This window comes from Pseudomonas lurida, from assembly GCF_013522705.1.
In the GTDB taxonomy this organism is placed as follows: domain Bacteria; phylum Pseudomonadota; class Gammaproteobacteria; order Pseudomonadales; family Pseudomonadaceae; genus Aquipseudomonas; species Aquipseudomonas quebecensis.
Window position 1 is genome coordinate 53,681 of sequence record NZ_JAAMRE010000029.1, and the last position, 22,069, is coordinate 75,749.

A 22,069-nucleotide genomic window follows, 5' to 3' on the forward strand; every position below is an offset into this window, starting at 1 on the left:
ACGGCAATCGACAGGTGATTTACCTGTGCTTAAACGTTTTAGTGTCGGGTACCGGAAGGGGTGTCGACGCCTGCGCCAGCGAACAATTGGGCGACATCAGCGGCATCGAACAGATAGCGCTGGTTGCAGAATTGGCAGTCGATCTCGATATTGCCGCCGTGTTCCACCACCAGATTCTGCGCATCTTCCAGTCCCAGGCTGACCAAGGCGTTCGCCGAACGCTCGCGGGAGCAGCTGCAACGGAAGCGCAGGCCCTGCGCGTCAAACAGCCGCACGGCTTCCTCGTGGTACAGACGATGGAGAATGGTTTCGTTGTCCAGGCCCAGCAGCTCTTCGGCTTTCAGGGTGTCGGCCAGGGCGATGGTATGGCGCCAGCTTTCCGCACGATCGTCCTCGTCCTTGATGCGATCGGCCGGCAATTGCTGCAACAGCATGCCCCGGGCGCGTTTACCGTCGGCGTTGAGCCAGAACTTGGTGCCCACCTGCTGGGACATTACGAAATAGTTGGTGAAACATTCCGACAATGTCTTGCCATCGAGGTCGACGATGCCCTGGTAGCGCTGGCCCTGAGTCGGATCGACGGTGAGCGCCAATACGCCGTTGGGCATCAGATCCGACAAGGTTGCGTCCGCGGCGATCAGGGCGGCGTCGTAGCGGGCCAGGCCGCGAATGTCGCGCTCGCTGGAACATTCGATCATCAACAGCGGAATCGGGCCTTCGGAACGCGCCTGCAGGATCAGCAAACCATCGAACTTCATGGTGCCCACCAGCAAAGCCGCCGCGGCCATCAGTTCGCCCAGCAGTTGCGCGACCGGTTCTGGATAAGCGTGCTTGGCGAGGACTTCGGCATAGCTGAGCTCCAGCGACACCAGTTCGCCGCGCGCGTCGCTGTCGTCGAAGATGAAGCGTTGGGTGAAGTCGTTATGCGGCAAATCAGTCATAGGTCTGGGTATCTGAAGTGATGACAAAATGGTTACAAAGTTTATAAAATTAAACGCTTTGGCACCAAATTGGTGCGATTTCACAGAGCGAAGAGGGACAGTTTATGAACAATCCGGGTTTGTTCCAAGCCAAGTGGAACCTCGGGGGGTGGGCGCTGTGCAATCTGATCGCCGTCGGGCTGCTGTGTTTCTGGCTGTGGCCCACGGGGCAGATGCTCTGCGTGGCTTTCGACGAATGGCTGTTCCATCTGCTCAATGATCCACTGGCCAGCAGCTCAGCCTGGCTGCATCTATGGGCCGTGGCAAGCCTGCGCCCGTTCGATGCAGTGGTCGGTGTGATTCTGCTGGCCCTGCTCATTCGCGGCGACTGGGTATTCAAGGCGTTGCAGGTACGCCAGGCGTTTTTCGGTTTCATCGGCATTCTGCTGCTGTTGCTATTTATCCGCATGCTGTTTTCCAAGCTCGCGGCGCAGATGGGTTGGCAGCACAGTAGCCCGTCGATGGTGATCAGCGGCGCCATTCAGATGAGCGATTATTTCCCCGGCCTGGAAAAAACCTGGGAATTGAAGGACCGCTCAAGCCAAAGTTTTCCGGGTGATCATGCCTCAGTGCTGCTGATCTGGGGGATGTTCATGAGCGTATTTGCCAAGCGCGTCGGCCAGATACTGGTCATTTGGGGCTTGGCGTTGTTGTTCATGATGCCGCGCCTGGTCGCCGGCGCGCACTGGGGCCAGGACGACTATATCGGCGGTGTGCTGCTGGCACTGCTGGCATTAGGCTGGGGGTACTACACGCCGTTTGCGGCGAAGGTGTCGGGGGTGTTGATGCGGGTGACAGCACCGTTGTTCAGGTTGCTTGGTAAACTGCCATTGATTGGTCGATTGAGCGTCATGCGCACAGCCTCTTAACGCCGCAGGCCTAATGTGGAGGGCTTGCTCCCCCCACATTGACCGCGTCTTAACGAGGGTTGTACGCAATCAGTCATCACTGCCGCTGCCGCGAAACTTGAACAAATCGCGGCGCTGTTTCTTGCTCGGCTTGCCATCAGTGGTCATCCCGGTGGCACCCGCCTTGCGCATGGCTGCCGCATTTTCGCGCTTGGCAATGCTCGCTTCGGTTTCGGTGTACAGCGCCTGTGCTTCGGGTGCGCCACGGCGCACGATGGAAAGTGCCTGGACCACGACGGTCTTCTCGTCAAAACCTATCCGAATCTGCAACTCATCACCGACACGTGGCTCTTTGCCCGGTTTACAGCGCTCGCCTCGATGATGCACCTTGCCGCTCTCAATGGCGGCCTTGGCCAAGGCGCGTGTTTTAAAAAAACGCGCCGCCCATAGCCACTTGTCCAAACGGACCTTTTCTTCCTCTTCCTGCTTTTGAGCCACTTGAATTCCTCGCTTTGAAAAATGTCGCAACTTTACCGTTGAAACCCTTCGACGCATAAATCCCAAGGCTCACCTAAGATACGCCAGGTAGCACCCCGTTTTCGCGAGGATACGCCGTGACCGACTTCCCCATTTCACTCACCTCGCCGGGCCAACGGTGCGTGGGCTGCCAGCAGAGCGAGCCCCTCGGGTTCGATTTCGCGTTCGCCTACCAACCTATCGTAGACCTGCGGGACCATTCGATCTTCGCCAACGAAGCGCTGGTGCGCGGCGTCAATGGCGAAGGCGCACTGTCGGTGCTGCAGCAGGTCAACGAAAGCAATCGCTATCGCTTCGACCAGCGCTGCCGCACCCAAGCCATTGCAGGCGCTGCGGCGCTGGGGATGCACACTCACCTGTCGATCAACTTCATGCCCAATGCCGTGTATCGCCCGGAGCTGTGTATTCGCAGCACGCTGGAGGCTGCACGCGCGCACAATTTTCCGCTGGACCGGCTGATTTTCGAAACACTGGAGAGCGAGCACGTAGATAACTATCGCCATTTGACCAATATTCTGCGTGAATACCGCCAATTCGGCTTCAAGACCGCCATCGACGATTTCGGCGCGGGCTATTCGGGGCTGAATCTGCTGGCCGATTTCCAACCTGACTTGATCAAGCTTGATATGGCGCTCATTCGCGATGTCGACAAGGATCGCGTCCGCCAGGTAATCGTTCGGGGGATTGTCACAATCTGTGAGCAGTTGGGCGTTACTGTCATCGCCGAAGGTATCGAAAGTGCCGGGGAGCGAGACTTCCTGTCCGACTGTGGAATATTTCTGATGCAAGGCTATTGGTTCGCCAGGCCCGCATTCAATGCTTTGGCCGAGATTCCTTCCCAGGCCTGGGCGAATTGACCGGTTACCCATATTGAAGACATTTGACCATTTGACCGTTGTGGGTCTGCGTGAGTGGGTGGCCCTTCCCGACCTGGGAGTGGCAGGGCTGCGCGCGAAGATCGATACGGGTGCCAGCACTTCCAGCCTGCACGCCACTGACATCGAGCCATTCGAGCGCGACGGCGAAAAGTGGGTGCGTTTTACCGCACACCTGGGCAGCGTTGTGCAACTGCGCCATCGTCGCTGTGAAGCGCCCCTGGTGACGATGAAAACCATCAAGAGCTCCAACGGCCATGCGCAGGTGCGTTATGTGATCAGCACCACGCTGGCGTTGGGTGATCGGGTATGGCGGGTGGAATTCACCCTGGCCTGCCGCAAAGCCATGCGTTACCGCCTGTTGCTGGGCTCCAAGGCGCTGATCGACGGCCAATTGGTGGTCAATCCCGGCGTCAAGTACGTTCAAGACAAGCCGGTGTTCCCGGTCTCTACTATTTCTGCCCCAGGTGCTGCATGAAGATTGCTGTGCTGTCGCGAAACCCGCGTCTGTATTCCACCCGCCGCCTGGTCGAGGCCGGCACTGAACGTGGCCATGAAATGGTGGTGATCGACACGTTGCGTGCCTACATGAACATTGCCAGCCACAAGCCGCAAATTCACTACCGGGGCAAGCCTCTTGAGGGATTTGACGCGGTCATCCCGCGTATCGGGGCATCGGTGACGTTCTATGGCTGCGCCGTTTTACGGCAGTTTGAAATGATGGGGGTATTCCCGCTGAACGAATCGGTTGCCATTGCGCGTTCGCGGGACAAACTGCGCTCGTTGCAATTGCTGTCTCGCCGGGGCATCGGCTTGCCGGTCACCGGTTTTGCCCATTCGCCCGACGACATCCCGGACTTGATCGAAATGGTCAACGGCGCACCGCTGGTGATCAAGGTATTAGAGGGCACGCAAGGCATCGGCGTGGTGCTGTGTGAAACCGCCACCGCGGCCGAGTCGGTGATCGAGGCCTTCATGGGCCTCAAGCAGAACATCATGGTGCAGGAATACATCAAGGAAGCCGGCGGGGCGGACATCCGCTGCTTCGTGGTGGGCGACAAAGTCATCGCCGCCATGAAGCGCCAGGCCAAGCCGGGTGAGTTTCGCTCCAACCTGCACCGCGGCGGCAGTGCCAGCCTGATCAAGATCACCCCGGAAGAACGCATGACCGCGCTGCGGGCGGCCAAGGTGATGGGCTTGGCGGTAGCGGGGGTGGATATCCTGCGTTCCAATCATGGGCCGCTGGTGATGGAGGTGAATTCCTCACCCGGCCTGGAAGGTATCGAGACCACCACCGGCAAGGATGTGGCGGGGATCATCATCCAGCATCTGGAAAAAAACGGCGGGCCGAATATGACCAGGACAAAGGGCAAGGGTTAGGGACGCCGCTGTTAGCTTCAAGCGATAAGCTGCAAGAAAGGGCAAAAGCTGTCGGCCTTTCGCTTGCGGCTTAAAGCTTGAAACTTGCCGCTGTCTCTATACCGCATCTCTTGGCAGCATCAGCCCAAGCGGCAAGCGCACCCTCGCTTCCAGGCCGCCGCCTTCGCGGTTACGCAACTCGACATTGCCGCCATGCATCGAAGCAATCCGTCGCACGATCGCCAGGCCCAGGCCCGTCCCCTTGCCGCCACGTGCACGATCCCCTCGGGTGAACGGGTTGAAGATACCTTCCAGCTCCGCAGGATCAATGCCGGTGCCGCGGTCCATCACGCTCAGCACCACATACGGGGCAGTGCTGTCCCCGGACACGTACGCTGCCACTTCCACATCCGAACCGGCGTGATGGAGGGCGTTGCCGATCAGGTTGTTCAACAGGCGCTTCATCGACACGCGCCGCAGCGCGAACGGTTGGATCGGCTGCAGGCGCATGCGCACCTGCTCGCCGTTCTGGTTATAGGGCGCGACGACCTCACGCACCAGCTCGGTCAGGTCGACTTCCTCGACCATTTCGTCACGGCCATCACGGATAAACGCCAGGAATTGGTCGAGGATCGCGTCCATGTCTTCAATGTCGCGGACCATGTCATCTGTCAGGTCGGTAGGATTGCCCATCAACTCAAGGGACAGGCGCAGTCGCGTCAACGGCGTGCGCAAGTCGTGAGACACGCCGGCCAGCATCAGCTCGCGTTCGCGGCCGGCCTGTTCGACGTCCTCCGCCATCTGGTTGAAGGCGCTGTACACCTCAGTCATTTCACTGGGCGTATCGCTGACTGGTAAGCGCACACTGCGGCCCTGGCCCAGTTGCCGGGCAGCGAACACCAGACGCTTGAGCGGCTGGTTGAGCTGGCGCACGAAGATCCACGCGGACGCGGTTGAAAGCAGCCCAATGGCCAGGAACCAACCCAGCACGTTCCAGATTTTCTGCCCGCGCAAAGGGTGCGGATACAGCGGCACCTTCATCCAATCCTCGCCCAGGCTTGGCGCACGTACCCACAATGCGGGCGATACATGCATGCGCAACCGTACTTCGGTGTCCTCCCCCAGTTCGGCCTGCATCTGCCGCTGGTAGATCTCGCTGTAGGGCCAGTGCTGCTCGCCTTCCGGCACCCCGGCACCGGCCACGCGCACCAGCGTGGCGGCCTTGGCGATCTTCTCGCGATTCTCGGGGTCGGCGGCCCAATAGGCACGCAGCGTCAACGCGACACCATGGCTGTATTGCCGGTCCACCAGCACGTCCTCGTTCATCAGCAGATAAACCAGGGTAAGCGCCTTGGAAAACAGAACGACGATCAGCACCAGCCAAAGGGTGCGGGAGAAGAAACTTTGCGGGAACCACAGCGGGGTTTTCATAGAGGACAGCTGGACACCTTGCAGGAATGAGCGGCGCTCGCAGAATTGCAGACGCCAGGCATCCCGTCGACCTTTATGGAGTCAAACGCCAGGATGCCCGCACCTGCAAGTCATTGATCACTTTGTAGCAGTGCCATCCGGCACGAACACATACCCCACACCCCACACCGTCTGGATATAACGCGGTTTGGACGGGTCCGGTTCGATCATCCGGCGCAAACGTGAGATCTGTACGTCGATGGAACGCTCCAGCGCGTCCCACTCGCGACCACGGGCCAGGTTCATCAGTTTGTCACGCGTGAGCGGCTGACGCGCGTTCATGACCAGCGCCTTCAGCACGGCGAATTCGCCGGTGGTCAGCATGTGCACTTCTTCGCCGCGCTTGAGCTCGCGGGTCGCCAGCGACAGCTCGTAATCGCCAAACGTGACGCTCTCGTCTTCACTGCCCGGAGCGCCCGGCACCGCCGGTGCCTGACGACGCAGGACCGCTTTGACACGCGCCATCAACTCATCGGGATTGAACGGCTTGGCCAAGTAGTCATCGGCGCCCAGTTCGAGCCCCTTGATGCGGCTAAGCTCGTCGCCCTTGGCGGTGAGCATGATGATGGGAATCTGGTTGTTGGCACCGCGCAGGCGCTTGCAGGCGGTCAGGCCGTCTTCGCCGGGCAGCATGAGGTCGAGCACGACAAGATTGAACACTTCACGCCCCAGGAGGCGGTCCATCTGCTCGGTATTCGGTACCGCGCGGGCTCGATAGCCTTTGGAGTTGAAGAAACGCTCCAGCAGGCTGCTCAGCCCCGGATCGTCATCAACGATGAGAATTTTTTCGCCTTCAGCAGTGTGTGCAGTGCTGCTCATTGGATGCTCCTCTTATCTCGGCGCGCATTATGGCCTAGCTGCCGTTATACGCACCGTGTGCATTGTTAGCAGATTTTTCCTCTACTGCCAGCGAACCCGCGCCCTACAACCTCCTGGCACAGTACCCCCCAAGGGCAGAACGCCGGTTATAATGCCGCGCCTTCGTGCAGGGCAACGTCAGATCGTTACCGTTTACTGCAGGGCTTTTTTCACCCGCTTGTCGTGATTTTTTCGATTTCGAGGGTCAATAGGCTGCCTTTGACCCAGGCAGCGGCGCCGGTCGGGCCGCTCAACCAGTCTCGCAAGGCCTTGTTTTCCGGGCTCGCGAGCTGCTTTTCAGAATTTCAGGTGGTTTTATGGACAGCATCAACAGCCGCATTGCCGAGGAACTCGGTGTACGCCCACAACAGGTCGAAGCGGCCGTCGCGCTACTGGACGAAGGCTCCACGGTGCCCTTTATTGCCCGTTACCGTAAAGAAGTGACCGGCAGCCTCGACGATACCCAATTGCGGCATCTGGAAGAGCGCCTGCGCTACCTGCGAGAACTCGACGAACGGCGTATCAGCATCCTCGCCAGCATCGAGGAACAGGGCAAGCTGACCCCGCAACTGGAGCGCGACATCAAGCTTGCGGACACCAAGACCCGCCTCGAAGACCTTTACCTTCCATACAAACAGAAGCGCCGCACCAAAGGCCAGATCGCCCTGGAAGCCGGCCTCGGCGAGTTGGCCGACGGCCTGTTCAACGACCCGTCGCTGACCCCGGAAACCGAAGCCGCGCGCTTTGTCGATGCCGAAAAAGGCGTCGCCGACACCAAGGCCGCGCTGGAGGGTGCCAAGTACATCCTCATGGAACGCTTCGCCGAAGACGCCAGCCTGCTGGAAAAGCTGCGTAACTATTTGAAGCAGGAAGCCATTCTCAGTGCTCGTGTGATCGCCGGCAAAGAGGAAGAAGGCGCCAAGTTCCGTGACTATTTCGAACACGACGAGCCGCTCAAGAGCATGCCGTCCCATCGTGCCCTCGCCATTTTCCGCGGCCGCAACGAAGGCATTCTCAGCTCCTCGCTCAAGGTCGGCGATGAACTGCCAGGCACCATGCACCCGTGCGAAGGCATGATCGGTCAACAATTCGGCATCCAGAATCAAAACCGCCCTGCGGACAAATGGCTCGGTGAAGTGGTGCGCTGGACCTGGAAGGTCAAGCTCTACACCCACCTGGAAACCGACCTGCTGGGTGAGCTGCGCGACGGTGCCGAGACCGAGGCGATCAACGTATTCGCCCACAACCTGCACGACCTGCTGCTGGCTGCCCCGGCCGGTCCGCGCGCCACGCTGGGTCTGGACCCTGGCCTGCGCACCGGTTGCAAGGTCGCCGTGGTCGACGCCACCGGCAAGCTGCTGGACCACGCCACCGTGTACCCGCACGTGCCGCACAACAAGTGGGACCAGACCCTCGCGATCCTCGCCGCCCTGTGTGCCAAGCATTCGGTCGACCTGATCGCCATCGGCAACGGCACCGCCAGCCGCGAAACCGACAAACTGGCCGCCGAACTGATCAAAAAATACCCAGCCATGAAGATGACCAAAGTCATGGTTTCCGAAGCGGGCGCGTCGGTATATTCGGCGTCGGAGCTGGCTTCCAAGGAATTCCCGGACCTCGACGTATCGATCCGTGGCGCGGTCTCCATTGCCCGTCGCCTGCAGGACCCCTTGGCCGAACTGGTGAAGATCGACCCTAAATCCATCGGCGTCGGCCAGTACCAGCACGACGTGTCGCAGTTAAAGCTGGCACGCGGCCTGGATGCGGTCGTCGAAGACTGTGTAAACGCCGTGGGTGTGGACGTGAACACCGCTTCGGTGGCGCTGCTGGCGCGAATTTCCGGCCTTAACGCCACCCTGGCGCAGAACATCGTCAACCACCGCGATGAAAACGGCGCATTCAAGACCCGCGCAGCGCTGAAAAAAGTCGCACGCCTGGGTGAAAAAACCTTCGAGCAGGCCGCCGGTTTCCTGCGCGTCATGAACGGTGACAACCCGCTGGACGCCTCGGCGGTCCACCCGGAAGCCTACCCGCTGGTGCAGCGAATTGCCGCCGAGACCGACCGCGACATCCGCTCGCTGATCGGCGACGCCGCGTTCCTCAAGCGCCTGGACCCGAAGAAGTACACCGACGAAACCTTCGGCGTGCCGACCATTACCGACATCCTGCAAGAGCTGGAAAAACCGGGCCGCGACCCGCGCCCCGAGTTCAAGACAGCAGAATTCCAGGACGGTGTCGAAGACCTCAAGGACCTGCAACCGGGCATGATCCTCGAAGGTGTGGTGACCAACGTCACCAACTTCGGCGCTTTTGTGGACATCGGTGTGCATCAGGACGGTTTGGTGCATATTTCCGCGCTTTCGGAGAAATTCATCAAGGATCCGCGCGAAGCGGTCAAGGCCGGTGACGTGGTCAAGGTCAAGGTCATGGAAGTCGACATCCCGCGCAAACGCGTCGGCCTGTCGATGCGCATGAGCGACACCCCCGGCGAAAAAATCGACGGTGCCCGTGGCGCACGCCCTGGCTCCGCTGCGCGTTCGTCGCAGAACAGCACACCGCGCAAGGAAACCGCCACGGCAGCGCCGAGCAACAATGCCATGGCCTCGTTGTTCGCCAACGCCAAACAGTTGAAGAAACGTTGATGGACATCCCCGCAGGCCTGGCGCAGAGCGCCTTCAGCGAGCTGATCGGCTGCCGCCTGCAACGTCTGGAACCGGGCGTTGCCGAGGTGGCCCTGAGCCTGGCGCCGCAGCTGCGCAACCGCGCAGGCAAGCTGCATGGCGGGGCGATATTCAGCCTGGTGGACATCACCATGGGACTGGCCTGTTCCAGCGCCCATGGTTTCGACCAGCAGAGCGCGACCATCGAATGCAAGATCAATTACATTCGCGCCGTGGAGGAAGGTGAAGTGCTGTGCACCAGCCGCATCATTCACGCAGGTCGTCGCACATTGGTGGTCGAGGCGGATGTGTACGAGGGCGAAAAACTTGTCGCAAAAGCACAGGGCACGTTCGCTGTCCTATAGCTCCCCGCCCCTGATTTGAGTTAATTTCGGCGCTGCGCTAACAGCGTCGGAATTTTCTTGCTGCGCTATAGCCCAATTCATGGAATGAAGTAGGCTTTTCCAAAGCGGGTCAACTTGACTCAAAACCAGGCGATCACGCCAGTTTTAACTTCACCCTTGTAGACCGTCCTGCCCACCCCCATATTGGGGCGACTGACGCGTGAAGGAATCCAACTTGAGCGAACTTCTCAACCGCCGCCTGGCCCTGCTCGGCAAGCGCGAACACCTCTCCCTGCTAGAGCAGTGCCTGCACGGCATCGAGCGCGAATGCCTACGTGTCACAGGTGAAGGTCGCCTGGCGCAGACGCCGCACCCCGAAGCCCTGGGCGCTGCGTTGACCCACGAGCAGATCACCACCGATTATTCGGAGTCGCTGCTGGAGTTCATCACGCCAGCCTTGCCCAACCCGGCCGACACCCTGAGCAGCCTGGAAAAAATCCACCGCTTTGCCTACACCAAGCTGGGCAGCGAATACCTGTGGAGCCCCTCGATGCCGTGCCCGTTGCCGGCCGAGGAAGATATTCCGATTGCTTACTACGGCACCTCCAATATCGGACAGCTCAAGTATGTGTACCGCAAGGGCCTGGCGCTGCGTTACGGCAAGACCATGCAGTGCATCGCCGGAATCCATTACAACTTCTCGCTGCCGGAAAAATTATGGCCGCTGCTCAAGGAAGCCGAAGGCTTTGTCGGCACCGACCGCGAATTCCAGTCCGATGCGTATATCGCGCTGATCCGTAATTTCCGCCGCTACAGCTGGCTGTTGATGTACCTGTTCGGTGCCTCGCCGGCCCTGGATGCGGGGTTCCTTCGCGGTCGCTCGCACCAGTTGGAAGCGCTCGACGCCGACACCCTCTATCTGCCTTACGCCACCAGCCTGCGCATGAGTGACCTGGGTTACCAGAGTAACGCTCAGGCCGGCCTGACGCCGTGCTACAACGACCTGGCCAGTTACACCGACAGCCTGCGCAAAGCAGTGGCAACGCCTTATGCGCCGTACGTCGAAATCGGCACGCACAAGGACGGTGAGTGGGTACAACTCAACACCAACATCCTGCAGATCGAAAACGAGTACTACTCCAATATCCGCCCCAAGCGCGTGACCTACACCGGCGAACGGCCGATCCAGGCGCTGATGGCGCGGGGCATCCAGTACATCGAAGTGCGCTGCCTGGACATCAACCCCTTCCTGCCGATGGGCATCGACCTGCCGGAGTCGCGGTTCCTCGACGCGTTCCTGTTGTACTGCGCGCTCAATGACAGCCCGCTGTTCGCCAACAACGAATGTGGCAACGCTACTTCCAACTTCCTCAGCGTGGTCAAGGAAGGTCGCCGCCCAGGCCTGCAATTGCAGCGTCAGGGCCAGGCCGTGGACATGAAGGAATGGGCCGCCGAGTTGCTGGAACAGATCGCGCCGCTGGCCGCCCTGCTCGATGAAAGCCACGGCATCACCGAACACAGCCAGGCGCTGGACGCCCAGTTGGCGAAGGTCAAGGACCCGTCCCTGACGCCGTCGGCGCAGGTGCTGGCAGCGATGGCCGAGCGCAAAGAGAGTTTCGCGCAGTTTTCCCTGCACCAGAGCGAGCTGCATGCCGAGTATTTCCGCAAAGAGCCGCTGGCGGCCGAGGAACAGGCACGTTTTGAAGAACTGGCGCGCGCGTCGCTGGCACAGCAGGCGGAGCTGGAGCAGAACGAAGTGGGCGATTTTGATGTGTTTGTCGGGTCGTACCAGGCGAGCATTCTCGCCATCAGCAACTAACTGAAGCCGAACCCGGCGCAAAATGTGAGAGGGGGATTGCCCCCTCCCCACATTTGCCCTCATCCATCTCCAGATTCGCCTCAACCTTTCGTCCATAAGCTAATTCGAAAATGTTATTTATTTTCGAATTCTTAGATCATTTAGTCTCCTCACACGCCGACCCTCGGCCGCCTGATTGAGGAGCTTCCCCTTGAAACTGTTAACCCCTCTGCGCCTCCTGGCCGTGTTGTCCCTGGTCGGTGCCAGCCTGTTCGCCCAGGCGGCGGATGTGACCATCGCTTACCAGACCACCGTAGATCCGGCCAAAGTTGCCCAGGCCGACGGCGCGTATGAAAAAGCCACCAACGCCAAGATCGACTGGCGCAAATTCGACAACGGCGCCGACATCATCGCCGCCATCGCCTCCGGCGACGTGCAGATCGGTTACCTCGGCTCCAGCCCACTGACCGCTGCGATCACACGCAAGGTGCCGGTGCAGACTTTTCTCGTTGCCACCCAGATCGGCGGCGCCGAAGCGCTGGTGGCGCGCAATGGTTCCGGGATCAACGGCCCGCAGGACCTGATCGGCAAGAAAGTCGCTGTGCCCTTCGTTTCCACCGGCCACTACAGCCTGTTGGCCGCGTTGAAGCACTGGAACATCGACCCGTCGAAAGTGACCATCCTGAACCTGGCCCCGCCGGCGATCATCGCGGCCTGGAAGCGCGGTGATATCGACGCCACTTACGTATGGGACCCAGCCTTGGGCGTGGCCAAGGAGAACGGCAAGGTGCTGATCACTTCCGGCGAACTGGCCAAGCTCGGTGCGCCGACTTTCGATGCGTGGATCGTGCGCAAGGATTTTGCCCAGAAGCACCCGGAAATCGTCACGGCCTTCGCCAAGGTCACGCTGGACGCCTACGCGGCGTACCGCAAAGACCCGCAGGCCTGGCTGGCCGACACGAGCAACATCGACAAACTGGTGAAGCTTTCCGGGGCCAAGGCCAGTGACATCCCGCTGCTGTTGCAAGGCAACGTCTACCCGCTGGCCGCTGACCAGGTGGGCCTGCTCGGCGCACCGACCACCCAGGCTGTGACCGATACGGCGGTGTTCCTCAAGGAACAAGGCAAAGTCGACGCCGTGCTGCCGGACTACGCCCCCTACATCAGCGCACAGTTCATCACTCACTGACCCGGGAGTTCATCGATGGCCTTGCTACAACTGGAGCGCATCAGCGCACAGTACCCAGGCGCCCCAACACCGGTGCTGGCGGATATTTCACTTGAGCTCGGCCCCCGGCAATTGCTGGTGGCTCTCGGCCCGTCCGGCAGCGGCAAGACTTCGCTGTTAAACCTGATTGCCGGTTTCGTCGAACCCAGCGCTGGCCGCATCACTCTGGACGGCGCAGTGGTCAAGGGCCCAAGCGCCGAACGCGGCGTGGTGTTCCAGGACGACGCCTTGTTGCCCTGGCAGGACGTGCTGGCCAACGTCGGCTTCGGCCTCGAGCTGGCCGGCGTGGCCAAGGCGCAACGCGAAGTGCGCGCACGGGAAATGCTGGCATTGGTGGACCTGGCCGGTTTCGATAATCGCCGCATCTGGCAGCTCTCCGGTGGGCAGAAGCAACGCGTCGGCCTCGCCCGCGCGTTGGCGGCCGACCCGCGCGTACTGCTGATGGACGAGCCGTTCGGCGCGCTGGATGCCTTCACGCGCGAACAAATGCAGGAATTGCTGCTGCAAGTCTGGCGGCGCACGGCCAAGCCGGTGTTCCTGATTACCCATGACATCGAAGAGGCGGTGTTCCTCGCCACTGACCTGATCCTGCTGGCGCCCAATCCCGGCCACATCGTCGAACGCTTGCACCTGGACTTCGGCCAACGCTACGCCGCCGGTGAATCGGCGCGGGCGATCAAGTCCGATCCACGCTTTATCGAAACCCGCGAACACGTACTGGGCAAGGTGTTCTCCCAACGGCAGGTATCCGTATGAGCAGCTATGAACTCCCTGTCACCACCAGCCAGCCGGCGCCACACAGGGTTATCCCGCTGCGTCGTAGCCTGAGTACGCGCTGGATCAGTGTATTGACCCTGTTCGTCTTGCTGGCCGCCTGGTGGGCCGTCACCGCCAGCGGCATGATTGAGCCGCTGTTTCTGCCGCCGCCATCCGCCGTGCTGCAAAAAGGGTGGTTGCTGGCAACCAGCGGCTACATGGACTCAACGTTGTGGCAGCATCTGGCCGCAAGCCTGGGGCGCATCGGGCTGGGGCTGGGTTTCGCGGTGCTGACCGCCGTGCCCGTAGGCATCGCCATCGGCGCCAACCGCATCGCCCGGGGCATCCTCGATCCGGTGATCGAATTCTATCGGCCGATCCCGCCCCTGGCTTATCTGCCGTTAATCGTAATCTGGTGCGGCATTGGCGAGCTTTCCAAGGTGCTGCTGATCTACCTGGCGATTTTTGCACCGATCGCCATCGCCACCGCGACCGGCGTGCGCACCGTCGACCCGGCCAAGCTGCGCGCCGCGCAATCGTTGGGCGCGAGCCGTGCCCAGCTGATTCGCCACGTGATCCTGCCCAGCGCCCTGCCCGACATCCTCACCGGGGTGCGCATCGGCCTGGGCGTGGGTTGGTCGACGCTGGTCGCCGCTGAACTGATCGCGGCCACCAGTGGCCTGGGGTTCATGGTGCAGTCGGCGGCGCAGTTCCTGGTCACCGATGTGGTGGTGCTGGGGATTCTGGTAATCGCCCTGATCGCCTTCGCCATGGAAATGGGCCTGCGTGCCCTGCAGCGTAAATGGGTGCCCTGGCATGGCCAGGCACATTGAGTGATGAGAACCATGAGCAACCTCACCGTAACCCCCTTGAGCACCGCCCTGGGCGCCCAGATCAGTGGTGTCGACATCACCCGGCCGTTGAGCCCTGAACAGCGCGACGCCATCGAGCAGGCATTGCTCACTCACTCGGTGCTGTTCTTTCGAGACCAGCCGATCACCCCTGCACAACAAGCGCGATTCGCGGCGAATTTCGGCGACCTGCACATTCACCCGATCTACCCCAACGTGCCGGAACAGCCCGAAGTGCTGGTGCTCGACACCGCCGTCACTGACGTACGCGACAACGCCGTGTGGCACACCGACGTGACCTTCCTGCCCACTCCGGCGCTCGGCGCCGTACTCAGTGCCAAGCTGCTGCCGGCATTTGGCGGCGACACATTATGGGCCAGCGGCATTGCAGCTTATGAAGCGTTGTCGGAACCGCTGAAAATGCTGCTGAACGGCCTCACCGCGACCCACGATTTCATCCAGTCCTTCCCGCTGGAACGCTTCGGCAACAGCGCCGAAGACCTGGCGCGCTGGGAAGCAGCCCGCAGGAAAAACCCGCCGCTGTCGCACCCGGTCGTGCGTACGCATCCGGTCAGCGGGCGTAAGTCGCTGTTTGTCAATGAAGGGTTCACCACTCGGATCAATGAACTTGAACCGGCAGAGAGCGAAGCAATCCTCAAGCTGCTGTTTGCCCACGCCACACGGCCGGAGTTCACCCTCCGCTGGCGCTGGCAGGAGAACGACGTGGCGTTCTGGGACAATCGCGTCACCCAGCACTACGCAGTGGACGATTACCGGCCGCAGCGGCGCGTGATGCACCGGGCGACGATCCTCGGGGACGTGCCGTTCTGAAGCCTACGTATAGAAAGCGATCAGTGGCTGGATAAAAAACCAGTACTACGCTTCCATAACGAATAGATATGGAGTAAAAATCCGCTTACCGAATAGTGAGTGGTGATTAAATGGTCACAAAACAAGAAATCCAAGGTTTCATCCGCGCGCAGGTAAATAAAGAGTTTTTCGAAGAGCTTGGAGTTTTACTTCCTCAAACCTTCCAAAAAGCCTTGAAAGAAACGCAAGAGCTGCTGATTCATACCCCCCATGAAGATTTGCGAGGACACTTACGGCATTCGCTAGTCCAGGAGGCCCTGGCTGGAATGAAGCGTTGGAATCCGATCAACAAGTCAACAGACCCGAGAGGGCACAGTTATGTGTTGCTTGAGCTCGGCTCCCTGAGAATCACGGCGGTGGTGCTTCCTTGGCAGAAAGAAATTCGCGATGCAAAGCACCGAAGCGAACTCAAAACGTTAAATGAATCCCTTGCAGACACCCAAATGGACTGGATCGATGGCCTCAGACATACGGTAGCCGAACAGTTGATTCATGCACTTGTCGTAGTCCATGCGCCTCCCGCACGCTCAGAGGATCAATCAGAGCCACGCGCAATCATGATGGCGGTACCGTACTTCAACGGTAAGGGCTTTCACATGAATTGCACATTTGAAGATTTGCTTCAAAGCTACTCTGAAAATGAAGCGGTTCAGCGGAAACCCGTTGAGTTGGTGAAATTGCGGGATAAGATGCGCCGCGCCGAAGAAACCGAAGACCAAGCTGATGACGAGCAAAAAGCCAAGAGGTAGACCATGAGAACGGGAGTCGCGGGCTTTCAGTCAGAGCGCCTCAAGCAGTTGCGCTTTGCGTTTGGGATGACACAAACCACCCTTGCCGAGATGGTGGGGCGCGCCTCTGGCAACGTTTCAAAATGGGAAAATGGGCTTCAGGTCCCAGAAATCGACGCCTTCCAGCGCCTATGCGAAATTTTCGGAGTCAGCGAAAACTGGTTACTTGAGGAACAGTTCAGAACTAGCCAGAACACTCCATTTTTCTTTCGATCACAGGTCAGTACTACGACGAGCGCACGGGAAATCGCGGAAGTACGCTTGGGGTGGCTTCAAGAAATCTCGTACAAACTGCAAGAAAATCTTGAATTCATTGAGGTCAACGTACCGCATTTAGAAGAGCGCAATTGCGAGCTGATTTCTGAAGAAGAAATCGAACAGATGGCCAGTAAATGTCGCCAAGCCTGGGGGCTAGGGACAGCTCCGATCTGTAATGTTGTTCAAGTAATGGAGAATGCGGGTGTTGTCTGTGCTCGGACCACACTCGGTCACCTGAAAATGGATGGCGTTTCGAACTGGTGTGAGTTGGATCAACGTCCATATGTTTTACTTGTCGCCGATAAGGCAAATGGGATCAGAAATCGCTTTGATGCCGCCCATGAGCTCGGACATATCGTTCTACACAGGTACATATCTAAAGAGCAGTACAACGCCAATTATTCACTTCTTGAAACTCAAGCTCATCGATTTGCGAGCGCTTTCTTGCTGCCTCCGGAGAGCTTTCTGCGAGAAGTTCGCTGGCCGACACTCGATACGTTGCTAGCGCTGAAACCACGCTGGAAAGTCTCAGTAGCCGCCATGGTGAAGCGTTGTTTAGATCTGGAAATCATCAACGACACCACCACTACCAGACTATGGAAGGCTAGATCTGCCCGAGGATGGGTAAAGGGAGAGCCAATGGACAGCGATTTTGACTTCGAAAAGCCCCAGTTGATCGCCCAGGGAGTCAAAATGCTTGTTGAAAATAACGTGCTCACGCGCTCTCAGGTGAGGCAGCTGCTCGGGCTACCGCTACATATCGTGGAAAATCTCTGTTGTTTGGACGAGGGTTATTTCAACTTCCCCGACAAATCACAGGTGATAGATATGCGATTGAGAAAGCGAGCGGCGCGAGAAAATTTTTTCAGCGGAGCTGCCGAAATACTCGGGTTCCCGAACAAAACGTAGTGGCGTCAGCCGCCTTTCCTATTGGCAAGCCCCCGGTTAAACCGGAGGGCTAGCTTTCACTGTTACTCAGCCGTAGATGGCTTTTCCCACAAGTTAATCCCGCCTTCCTGTGCAAACCGATCGATCTGCGCCAGTTCTTCCGCGCTGAAGCTCAGGTTCTTCAACGCACCGACGTTTTCGATGATCTGCTCCGGACGGCTCGCGCCGATCAGCGCACTGGTCACCCGTGGATCGCGCAGGGTCCAGGCCAACGCCATTTGTGCCAGGCTCTGGCCACGGCGCTGGGCAATTTCGTTCAGCGCACGCACGTGGGCAATGTTGCTTTCCGACAGGTGCCTGGCCTGCAACGAACCGCCACCTGGGCGGTTGACCCGTGCGTCGGCGGGTACGCCGTTGAGGTACTTGTCAGTGAGCAAACCCTGAGCCAGCGGCGTGAAGGCGATTACCCCGGCGCCGAGTTCTTCGGTCGTGTCCAGCAGGTCTTTTTCCACCCAGCGGTTGAGCAGGTTGTAGGCCGGTTGGTGGATCAACAGCGGTACTTTCCACTCTTTGAGCAACGCGGCCATCTCGCGGGTTTTGACCCCGGAGTAGGACGAAATGCCGATATACAGCGCCTTGCCCTGTTGCACGGCGGTGGCCAGCGCGCTGGCGGTTTCTTCCAGCGGCGTGTCGGCGTCGAAGCGGTGGGAGTAGAAGATGTCCACGTAATCCACGCCCAGGCGTTGCAGGCTCTGGTCGAGGCTGGCCAGTACGTATTTGCGCGAACCGCCGCCCTGGCCATAGGGGCCGGGCCACATGTCCCAGCCGGCTTTGCTGGAGATGATCAGTTCGTCACGGTAATGCTTGAAGTCTTCGCGCAGCAGACGGCCGAAATTGATCTCGGCGCTGCCGTAGGGCGGGCCGTAGTTGTTGGCCAGGTCAAAGTGGTTGATGCCCAGGTCGAATGCGGTACGCAGCAAGGCGCGCTGGGTGTCGATCGGGGTGCTGTCGCCAAAGTTGTGCCACAGCCCCAGGGACAGTGCCGGGAGCACCAGGCCACTGCGGCCTACACGGCGATACGGAAGCGTTTCATAGCGGTTTTCGGCAGCAATATAAGTCATCGAATCCTCTCTTGGAGTAGGGCTAATAAGGTCTGGGAATAAGGCTATTCCCAGACCTTTGAGCAGCTGAATCGCTTAACTTCGCCTTTTCCGTTTTACAGCAAAATCCTACCCGAGAGGAACAACCTGACGCGGCGTGATCGGCACGCGTCAGGCGACGCAAGCCTCTTCTCTAGCGCACCAAGTGCAGGAACTGCAGGTGACGCTCGTACTGGTCGAGGATGTCGTTGATGATCTGCTCCTTGGTGTAGCCCACCAGGTCGTAGTCCTGGCTGCCTTCGCTCAAGTGCACCTCGGCCCGGTAATAGCGACGGTTGTTGATCGCTTTCTTGCCCATGCCACCCAGGGCAAACGACGGCGTGAAGTACCCGCGCATCTGCACCTGATAGACAAACGGACGCTCCTCGCCGTGGCCGATTTCCAGGCTGACGCTGTCGTTGGCCGGGTCCGGTTGGGTCACGACGTTCAGGCCCTTCTCGACAAACACCGCGGTCACTTCTTCGATGGCCGGGCGCACGGTCGATTCGAGGAAACGGTACACCTCATCACGCGACGGAAAATGCACGGCCTGGCTCAAGCGTTGACGCCAACCGCCACGGCCCTTGCGTGACGCAGAGATCGGCGCCAGCGAATGCAACTGGGCGATCTGCTTTTGCGACTCCATGTAGAACGCCTTGTGCAGCCCCCACATCATCAGCAGCAGAATCAGCGAGAACGGCAACGAGGTCAGCACCACCGCCGACTTGAGCGAATCGATACTGCCGGCGAACAGCAACGCACTGGTCACCAGTGCCGTCATCGCGCCCCAGAACACCCGCAGCCACTTCGGCCCATCTTCGTCGGCGTTGCCGCCCTTGGACGACAGCGTCGACAGCACCACGGTGCCGGAATCGGCCGAGGTGACGAAGAACACAAAGCTGATAAACACCGTGACGGCGATCACGGCCTTGCTCCACGGATAGGTTTCCAGCAGCAGGTAGAGACTCATCGATGGGTTGTCGATGGCCGACTGACCGAGCGCCGCCATGCCGTGGTTGAGCACTTGGTCGATGGCGCTGTTACCGAAGATCGACATCCACGCCAGGGTGAAACCCAGCGGGATCAGCAGTACACCGAACACGAATTCACGAATGGTGCGGCCACGGGAAATCCGCGCGATAAACAAGCCCACGAACGGCGACCATGCGATCCACCAGGCCCAGTAGAACACCGTCCAACCGCCCAGCCAGTCGCTGGGCTTGTTGTAGGCGTAGACGTCGAAACTCTTGGTCGGCAGGGCGCCGAGGTAGTCGCCGATGTTCTGGATCAGGGTGTTGAGCAAGTGCTGGGTAGGGCCGGCAAACAACACGAACAGCAGCAACGCACAGGCCAGCAGCATGTTGATGTCGGACATCACCCGCACGCCCTTGTCCACGCCGGCGATGGCCACCAGGATCGCAGCGCCCATCATCAGGGTGATCAAACCAACCTGGATCCACTGGGTGTGGGCGATGCCGAACAGGTAGTCCAGGCCGGAGTTGAGATGCAACACGCCGAAACCCATGTCGGCGCCCAGGCCGAACACCGTGGCGATGATGCCAAAGCCATCCACCGCATAACCGATGGGGCCGTTGATGCGCTTGCCGATCAGCGGGTACAGCGCCGAACGCAACGCCAGCGGCAGGTTATGCCGGTAGGCGAAGTACGCCAGGGCCATGCCGACGAAGGCGAACACGCCCCAGCCATGCAGGCCCCAATGCAGGAACAGCACCTGCATGGCCTGGCGCGCGGCGTCGGCGTTCATCGGTGCGCCCTGGGGCGGTTGCACCAGGTGCGTCAGCGGCTCGGACACGCAGAAGAAAAACAGCGTGATGCTGATACCGGCGGCGAACAGCATGCCGGCCCAGGACAAGTAACTGAATTCGGGCTCGTCGTGGTCGGCACCGAGTTTTATCTTGCCGTAGCCCGATAACGCGGTGACCACCACGAAGACCAGATACAGGGTCATCGCCAGCATGTAGTACCAGCCGACCGTGTTGGCCGCCCAGTTTTGCGCCGCCAGCAGCCAGGCACCGGCCTGTTGCGGAATAGCGATAACGGTGATGCCGAACAGCAGAATGAAGGTCGCGGCAAAGTAGAAAACGGGCGCATTCATGCGCACCAGGCCGCTGGAAGGGGTAGACGATGCACTCATGAGCGATGCACCCCTGGGATGTGAAATGTGGCTGGGAAAAACAGACTCAGCAAAGGTAAGCCTCCTGTTGTGAGCGGGCAGCGAACCACCGGTTTAACTTGAACGAACGTTCAAGTTAAACATGAATAGGTGGTTTGGGACTAATCGCAGGGCTGAGCGGTATGACGGGTGAGCACGGGAAATCGTTCAGCGACGGCTGACCGAAATAGGGCACCGGTGTGGAATACAGTCAGGGCTAACCCCCCCGATGACGGTGGGACAGCCGGTGTATCTGTTGCTGACAGGCGGCTTGTAGTGAGCCTCCTCCCACAGATGACCGGTGCAGGCGCTCTACTTCTGTGCCCCATCATCATGCTGCAGATTCGCCTGGGTAATGTTCGTCCCCGCCGGCACATTGCGGGTCAGCCACACATTGCCGCCGATAGTCGAGCCCTTGCCGATGGTGATGCGCCCCAGGATCGTCGCCCCGGCGTAGATCACGACGTCATCCTCGACGATCGGGTGGCGCGGGTGGCCTTTTTGCAGCTGCCCATCTTCATCCGCCGGGAAACGCTTGGCCCCCAGCGTCACCGCCTGGTAGATACGCACGCGTTCGCCGATGATCGCGGTCTCGCCGATTACCACGCCCGTACCGTGGTCGATAAAGAAACTCGGGCCGATCTGCGCGCCGGGGTGGATATCGATACCGGTGGCCGAATGGGCGATTTCCGCGCTGATGCGTGCCAGCAACGGCAAACCGGCGCGGTACAAATGGTGCGCGAGGCGATGGTGAATCACCGCCAGGATCCCCGGGTAGCACAGCAGCACTTCATCCACACTGCGCGCAGCCGGGTCGCCGTGGTAGGCAGCCAGTACGTCGGTGTCCAGCAGGCTGCGCAGGGCCGGCAAGGCCAGGGCGAACCCCTGGATCAGGCGGATGGCATGGGCATCGATTTGACTGTCATCCTGGCCGCCCTGGCGCGCGGCGTAGCGCAGTTCCAGGCGCGCCTGGGCAAGCAGGGCATTGAGGGCCACATCGAGGGTATGGCCGACGTAGAAGTCTTCACTTTCTTCACGCAGGTCCGCCGGCCCGAGGCGCATCGGAAACAGCGCGCCGCACAACGATTCAAGAATCTGCGCTACCGCTTCACGCGACGGCAACTCACGCCCACCATGCTCGCCGCTCAGGCGGCCATTGCGGGTACGCCACTGGTCGCGGGCACCGCGCAGTTGGCTGACGATGGTCTGCAATTGCCAATGGCTGGAACGCTCACTCACGGTTGTCACTCCTGACGAAATGGCCATCACTTTACGGCATGGGCACCGGCCTCCATTAAGAACCAATGGTGTGATGCTCATAACCATCAGGCATAAGCGATTGACGGTTGCCCGTTCAAAAGTGCCTGCCTATAGTCGACCCATTACTTC

General features: G+C 59.8%; 20 protein-coding genes. 13 read left to right on the forward strand and 7 right to left on the reverse strand.

What is annotated here, in order from left to right:
* Positions 1–38: 38 nt before the first annotated feature.
* Complete coding sequence (gene hslO, locus G7025_RS21080) at positions 39–941, reverse strand: Hsp33 family molecular chaperone HslO (RefSeq protein ID WP_181081026.1); 903 nt, start codon at positions 939–941, stop codon at positions 39–41.
* 104 nt (positions 942–1,045) lie between these two features.
* Between hslO and G7025_RS21085 the strand changes: the two genes are divergently transcribed.
* Positions 1,046–1,849, forward strand: coding sequence for a phosphatase PAP2 family protein (locus G7025_RS21085; RefSeq protein WP_181081027.1), 804 nt, complete (start codon positions 1,046–1,048; stop codon positions 1,847–1,849).
* Positions 1,850–1,918: 69 nt separating this feature from the next.
* On the opposite strand, the gene G7025_RS21090 is transcribed toward G7025_RS21085, so the two are convergent.
* Positions 1,919–2,326, reverse strand: a complete 408-nt coding sequence (locus tag G7025_RS21090; protein WP_181081028.1) for an RNA-binding S4 domain-containing protein — start codon at positions 2,324–2,326, stop codon at positions 1,919–1,921.
* Between the two features lie 116 nt (positions 2,327–2,442).
* Here G7025_RS21090 and rimA point away from each other — a divergent pair, with 116 nt between their 5' ends.
* The 3 genes from rimA to rimK are packed head-to-tail and all read left to right on the forward strand — an operon-like array spanning position 2,443 to position 4,620.
* On the forward strand, positions 2,443–3,222 hold the full coding sequence (rimA, locus tag G7025_RS21095; protein ID WP_181081029.1) for a S6 modification regulatory phosphodiesterase RimA: 780 nt from the start codon (positions 2,443–2,445) through the stop codon (positions 3,220–3,222).
* 13 nt (positions 3,223–3,235) lie between these two features.
* A complete protein-coding gene (rimB, locus tag G7025_RS21100; RefSeq protein WP_005783815.1) occupies positions 3,236–3,718 on the forward strand; it encodes a retropepsin-like aspartic endopeptidase RimB in 483 nt (160 codons plus the stop codon).
* The gene (gene rimK / locus G7025_RS21105; protein ID WP_003171022.1) at positions 3,715–4,620 is read left to right on the forward strand and encodes a 30S ribosomal protein S6--L-glutamate ligase; all 906 of its coding nucleotides are present in this window, start codon (positions 3,715–3,717) and stop codon (positions 4,618–4,620) included. The genes rimB and rimK overlap by 4 nt, the downstream gene beginning before the upstream one ends.
* 96 nt (positions 4,621–4,716) lie before the next feature.
* Here rimK and G7025_RS21110 read toward each other — a convergent pair whose 3' ends face one another.
* Together G7025_RS21110 and ompR are read right to left on the reverse strand one after the other, a co-directional pair.
* Entirely contained in the window at positions 4,717–6,030 is a 1,314-nt protein-coding gene (locus tag G7025_RS21110) for an ATP-binding protein (RefSeq protein WP_181081030.1), read from the reverse strand.
* 117 nt (positions 6,031–6,147) lie between these two features.
* On the reverse strand, positions 6,148–6,888 hold the full coding sequence (gene ompR / locus G7025_RS21115; RefSeq protein WP_181081031.1) for an osmolarity response regulator transcription factor OmpR: 741 nt from the start codon (positions 6,886–6,888) through the stop codon (positions 6,148–6,150).
* Between the two features lie 356 nt (positions 6,889–7,244).
* Here ompR and G7025_RS21120 point away from each other — a divergent pair, with 356 nt between their 5' ends.
* The 9 genes from G7025_RS21120 to G7025_RS21160 all read left to right on the forward strand — a co-directional run bounded on the left by G7025_RS21120 (position 7,245) and on the right by G7025_RS21160 (position 17,389).
* Positions 7,245–9,569 carry a Tex family protein gene (locus tag G7025_RS21120; protein ID WP_181081032.1) on the forward strand — a complete coding sequence of 775 codons (2,325 nt, stop codon included), beginning with the start codon at positions 7,245–7,247 and terminating at the stop codon, positions 9,567–9,569.
* Positions 9,569–9,952 carry a PaaI family thioesterase gene (locus G7025_RS21125; protein WP_181081033.1) on the forward strand — a complete coding sequence of 128 codons (384 nt, stop codon included), beginning with the start codon at positions 9,569–9,571 and terminating at the stop codon, positions 9,950–9,952. The genes G7025_RS21120 and G7025_RS21125 overlap by 1 nt, the downstream gene beginning before the upstream one ends.
* A 214-nt stretch (positions 9,953–10,166) precedes the next feature.
* On the forward strand, positions 10,167–11,750 hold the full coding sequence (gene gshA, locus G7025_RS21130) for a glutamate--cysteine ligase (protein ID WP_181081034.1): 1,584 nt from the start codon (positions 10,167–10,169) through the stop codon (positions 11,748–11,750).
* A gap of 190 nt (positions 11,751–11,940) precedes the next feature.
* On the forward strand, positions 11,941–12,918 hold the full coding sequence (gene tauA, locus G7025_RS21135) for a taurine ABC transporter substrate-binding protein (protein WP_181081035.1): 978 nt from the start codon (positions 11,941–11,943) through the stop codon (positions 12,916–12,918).
* 15 nt (positions 12,919–12,933) lie between these two features.
* Positions 12,934–13,713, forward strand: coding sequence for a taurine ABC transporter ATP-binding subunit (gene tauB, locus G7025_RS21140; RefSeq protein WP_181081036.1), 780 nt, complete (start codon positions 12,934–12,936; stop codon positions 13,711–13,713).
* Positions 13,710–14,546, forward strand: a complete 837-nt coding sequence (gene tauC / locus G7025_RS21145) for a taurine ABC transporter permease TauC (RefSeq protein ID WP_181081037.1) — start codon at positions 13,710–13,712, stop codon at positions 14,544–14,546. The genes tauB and tauC overlap by 4 nt, the downstream gene beginning before the upstream one ends.
* Positions 14,547–14,558: 12 nt before the next feature.
* Complete coding sequence (gene tauD, locus G7025_RS21150) at positions 14,559–15,395, forward strand: taurine dioxygenase (protein WP_181081038.1); 837 nt, start codon at positions 14,559–14,561, stop codon at positions 15,393–15,395.
* Between the two features lie 110 nt (positions 15,396–15,505).
* Entirely contained in the window at positions 15,506–16,183 is a 678-nt protein-coding gene (locus G7025_RS21155) for a hypothetical protein (RefSeq protein ID WP_181081039.1), read from the forward strand.
* A gap of 3 nt (positions 16,184–16,186) precedes the next feature.
* Positions 16,187–17,389 carry a helix-turn-helix domain-containing protein gene (locus tag G7025_RS21160; protein WP_181081040.1) on the forward strand — a complete coding sequence of 401 codons (1,203 nt, stop codon included), beginning with the start codon at positions 16,187–16,189 and terminating at the stop codon, positions 17,387–17,389.
* A gap of 62 nt (positions 17,390–17,451) precedes the next feature.
* Here G7025_RS21160 and mgrA read toward each other — a convergent pair whose 3' ends face one another.
* The 3 genes from mgrA to epsC form a co-directional block, all read right to left on the reverse strand.
* Positions 17,452–18,489 carry an L-glyceraldehyde 3-phosphate reductase gene (gene mgrA, locus G7025_RS21165; RefSeq protein ID WP_181081041.1) on the reverse strand — a complete coding sequence of 346 codons (1,038 nt, stop codon included), beginning with the start codon at positions 18,487–18,489 and terminating at the stop codon, positions 17,452–17,454.
* Positions 18,490–18,661: 172 nt separating this feature from the next.
* On the reverse strand, positions 18,662–20,623 hold the full coding sequence (gene betT, locus G7025_RS21170) for a choline transporter BetT (protein WP_181081058.1): 1,962 nt from the start codon (positions 20,621–20,623) through the stop codon (positions 18,662–18,664).
* 369 nt (positions 20,624–20,992) lie between these two features.
* A complete protein-coding gene (gene epsC, locus G7025_RS21175; RefSeq protein WP_181081042.1) occupies positions 20,993–21,919 on the reverse strand; it encodes a serine O-acetyltransferase EpsC in 927 nt (308 codons plus the stop codon).
* Positions 21,920–22,069: the final 150 nt, after the last annotated feature.